The 3,983-nt window shown below is 73.0% G+C and carries 3 protein-coding genes and 1 pseudogene; 1 reads left to right on the top strand and 3 read right to left on the bottom strand.

Translation table 11 applies throughout. The annotated features are described in order from the left end of the window. The 3 genes and pseudogenes from AB0I76_RS24370 to AB0I76_RS24360 all read right to left on the bottom strand — a co-directional run. A pseudogene (locus AB0I76_RS24370) lies at nucleotides 1-215 on the bottom strand (hypothetical protein); the annotation flags it as partial. Continuing rightward, nucleotides 212-1,864, bottom strand: coding sequence for a carbamoyltransferase C-terminal domain-containing protein (locus AB0I76_RS24365; RefSeq protein ID WP_357039703.1), 1,653 nt, complete (start codon nucleotides 1,862-1,864; stop codon nucleotides 212-214). The pseudogene AB0I76_RS24370 and the gene AB0I76_RS24365, both read right to left, overlap by 4 nt. 150 nt (nucleotides 1,865-2,014) lie before the next feature. Beyond that, nucleotides 2,015-3,232, bottom strand: a complete 1,218-nt coding sequence (locus tag AB0I76_RS24360; protein WP_357039700.1) for a globin domain-containing protein — start codon at nucleotides 3,230-3,232, stop codon at nucleotides 2,015-2,017. Nucleotides 3,233-3,391: 159 nt separating this feature from the next. Here AB0I76_RS24360 and AB0I76_RS24355 point away from each other — a divergent pair, with 159 nt between their 5' ends. After that, nucleotides 3,392-3,859, top strand: a complete 468-nt coding sequence (locus AB0I76_RS24355) for an Rrf2 family transcriptional regulator (protein ID WP_357039697.1) — start codon at nucleotides 3,392-3,394, stop codon at nucleotides 3,857-3,859. Nucleotides 3,860-3,983: the final 124 nt, after the last annotated feature.

Here is a 3,983-nt window from a genome sequence, read left to right as displayed (position 1 = left end):
GACGGTGCATCAAGATTTAGTCGTTGTAACAGTTGGTCGCCTGAGTGGCGCATCAGTGTGCTATCCCCCGGCACCGCCAGCTCCCCGGTGGAGTCGCGGCGGTCGTCGACCAGCAGGACCTCCGGGTCGGGCAGGTCGGCGACCTGCGCGGCGAGCGCGTCGAGCAGCACCGCGAGGCTGGGCCGGCCGAGGGTCGGCACCACCACGCTGATCACCGGTCACCGCCCAGCGCGCCCCGCCGCACCGCGAACGGGCCGAGCGCCAGCAGCTCCACCGGCGCGGACCCGAACAGCTCCATCGCCTCGCGCGGCGTGTCCACCATCGGCCGGCCCGCCGTGTTCAGCGACGTGTTCACCACCACCGGCAGGCCGGTCAGCCGCTCGAACTCGGCGAGCATGGCGGCGACCACCGGCTCGGTGTCGTCGTGCACGGTCTGCACGCGGGCGGTGCCGTCGACGTGGGTGACCGCCGGGATGCGGTCCCGCCACTGCTCCTTCACCCGATGCACGAAGAGCATGTAGGGGCTGGGGTAGACACCCTCGAAGATCTCGGCGAACCGGTCGGCGCGGACCATCGGGGCGATCGGGCGGAACTGCTCCCGCCCCTTGACGTCGTTCATCCGGGCCGTGGTGGCCGGGTCGCCGGGGTGGGCGAGCAGCGACCGGTGGCCCAGGGCGCGCGGGCCGTACTCGCTGCGCCCCTGGAACCAGGCGACGATGCCGTTGTCGGCCAGCACCCGGGCCGCCTCGGCGGCGATCGAGTCGGGCCGGTGGTACGGCAGGGCGGCGCGGCGCAGCTCCGCCTCCAGCTCCTCGTCCGACCAGCCGCGCCCCAGGTCCGCACCACCCATCGGGGTGGACCGGTCACCCAGGTCGCGGGCCACGTGCAGGGCGGCGCCGAGCGCCGTGCCCGAGTCGCCGGCAGCCGGCTGCACCCACACGTTCCGGTACGGGCCCTCGGCGGCGAGCCGCGCGTTCGCCACGCAGTTCAGCGCGACACCGCCGGCCAGCGCGATCGTCGACGCACCGCCGGACGCGTCGTGCAGCCAGCGGGACAGGTCGATGACGACCTCCTCCAGCCGGGCCTGCACGCTGGCGGCCAGGTCGGCGTGGTCCTCGGTCATCTCGCCGTCGGCGGTACGCGCCTTGGCCATGCTCGCCCAGTCGATCGTGTCAATGGTGAAGCCGCCGTCGGAGGTGACCCGGACCAGGTCGCGCAGCAGTCCCAGGTGCCTCGGCTTCCCGTACGAGGCGAGGGCCATCACCTTGTACTCGTCGCTGGAGTGCAGGAAGCCGAGGTGCCGGGTGAGGTCCTCGTACAGCAGGCCCAGCGAGTGCGGCAGCTCCTGCGCGTACAGCGGGTTCAGCAGGCCGTCGGAGTAGACGCCGGCCAGGTGGCTGGCCACCTCGCCGCGCCCGTCGAGGACGAGCACGGCGGTGTCGTCACCGCCCGACGGCGCGGCGAGCCCGGCCGACGCGGCGTGCGCCACGTGGTGCGGGACGAACCGCACCTTCGCCGGGTCCAGTCCGGGCAGGGCGGCGGCGAGGAACTGCGGCGCGCGCTGGGCGTACTCGACGCGCAGCCAGTCCCACGGGTCGGCGAGCCCGAGGCTGTCGGCCGGTCGGCAGAGGCCCGGGTCGAACGAGTAGGCGACCGCGTCGAGGTCGTCCACGTCGACACCGGCACTGGCCAGGCACCACGCGGCGGACAGTTCCGGAAGTTCCCACGCGGAGAACGGCACGGGACGCTTCCCGTGCTTACGGCGGCTGAACCGCTCCTCTTCGGCGGCGGCCACCACGCGGCCGTCGACCACGAGGGCGGCCGCCGGATCGTGAAAGATCGCGTTGATTCCAAGGACCCGCATGGTTCAGGTCCCTACCCTCCACTTCTCCTCCTAACCTGTAGATCATCGACTTCTCCGGAGCCGGCGATCGGTCGCGAGTGGAGATTGGACCGGCGGGGTGACCTGCCAATACGCAACGTCACCCCGCCAACACGTTTCGGTGCCGTCCGGTCAGCCCCGGTCGTCGCGGAGCATGCCCGGCCCGAAGACCTCGTACGCGATCCGCTCGACCGGCACCCCGCGCCGCAGCAGGCCGCCGCGCACCGTGTTCATGAACGGCAGCGGTCCACAGAGGTGCACGTGCGAGTCGGGGGAGAGCGGGATCATCTTCGGGTCGACCCGTCCGGGGGAGACCGCCACCGGATCCACCTCGTCGCCGGGCTCCACCCGCTCGTACCAGAGGGTGGTGCGCAGGTTCGGCAGCGCGGCGTGCAGACGCGGCAGTTCCGCGCGGAACGCGTGCGCCGCGCCCGCCCGGTCGGCGTGCACGAGGACCACCGGGCGCTCCGGCGCGGTGACCGCGAGGTGCTCCAGTGCCGCCATCGCCGGCGTCAGCCCGATCCCGGCGCTGACCAGGAGCAGCGGGCCGTCGCCGGCGACCGCGCTGACCTCGCCGAACGGCGGGCTGAGCCGCAGCGTGTCGCCGACGGAGACGCGCTCGTGCAGGAAGGTGGAGACCAGGCCGTCGGGCACGCCGGCGTGGCCGCGTACCCGCTTGACGGTGATCCGCCAGTGGTCCGCCCCGGGGCGACCGGACAGGCTGTACTGCCGGATCTGCTGCCCGCGGCCGTGGTCCAGGTCGACCGCGACGCTGGTGTACTGCCCGGGCGTGAAGCCGGGTACGCCGCCGCCGTCGACCGGCTCCAGGGTGAACGACACGACGTCGACGGCCTCCTCGGTCCGACCCGTCACCCGCCACTCCCGCCAGACCGGCTCGCCCTCGGCCAGTCCCGCCCCGGCGTACAGGCGCGCCTCCCGCGCGATCAGCTCGCAGGCCAGGAGCCAGTAGACCTCGTCCCACGCCGCGGCCACCTCCGGGGTCACCGCCTCGCCGAGCACCTCGCCGACGGCGGCGAGCAGGTGCCGGCCGACGATCGTGTACTGCTCAGGGGTGATGCCGAGGGAGGCGTGCTTGTGCGCGATCCGGTCCAGGATCGGCCCCCACGGCACGGTCGCGCCGCCGGTCAGGTGCGCGGCGTACGCGACGACCGCGCCGGCGAGGGCGGCCTTCTGCGCGCCGCTGGCCTGGTTGCCGCGGTTGAAGATGTTCAGCAGTTCGGGGTGGGCGGCGAACAGGCGCTGGTAGAACCGGCCGGTGATCTCCGTACCGTGCGCCTGCACGGCCGGCAGGGTCGCGGTCACCACGGCTGCTGAGGACTCCGACAGCACGACTCGTGCTCCTTCCGGTTGACTCGTTGAGCCCCGTCAGAAAACAGGAATACGAGATACCTCTTTAGGGTCGAAGGTCCCGGGTGGGCTGTCGGCCGGATCACACGGGCGTTCGCGCGGTCCGTGGTGTCCGTTGCCCGTGCTGGCTAGGGTCGGGACGTGAAGCTCAACCGGTCCACCGACATGGCGCTGCGCATCGCCATGCTCGCCGCCGCCAGCACCCGGCGGCTGACCGTGGACGAGCTGTCCGACCAGCTCGACCTGCCCCGCAACCACGTGGCCAAGGTCGTCCAGCGGCTGCACCACCTCGGCGTGCTCGTCACCGTCCGGGGCCGCTCCGGAGGCGTGGCGTTCGCCGAGGGCGGCGGCGACATCACGGTCGGAGGGGTCGTCCGGGCCTTCGAGGGTGATGCCGAGGTGGTCTCCTGCGACGCGCCCGCCTGCCCGCTGCGCGCCGCCTGCCGGCTCCGCGCCGACCTGCGCCGGGCGCAGGACGCCTTCCTCGCCGTCCTGGACGGGGTGAGCCTCGGCAGCCTCGTCGACGGCCCCGCCGGCCCGGTGCTGCTCGCCCTCGGCGCGGAACCACCCTCGGTGACCGTCGCCTCGGTCCGATCCCGCTCGCTCTAGAGGAGGACGCATGTCCGGTGGGAAGGTCTCGGCCGTCTCCGGTGGGTTCGGCTCCCGGAGTACGCCGACGAGCCGGCGCATCTCCTCCAAGGCCGCCCGACCGGTGTCGGCGACCACCTTTACC

This window comes from Micromonospora sp. NPDC049799 (assembly GCF_040656655.1).
Lineage (GTDB): Bacteria > Actinomycetota > Actinomycetes > Mycobacteriales > Micromonosporaceae > Micromonospora.
The sequence above is the reverse complement of the archived record's forward strand: the minus strand, read 5'-3'. Positions and strand labels throughout refer to the sequence as shown.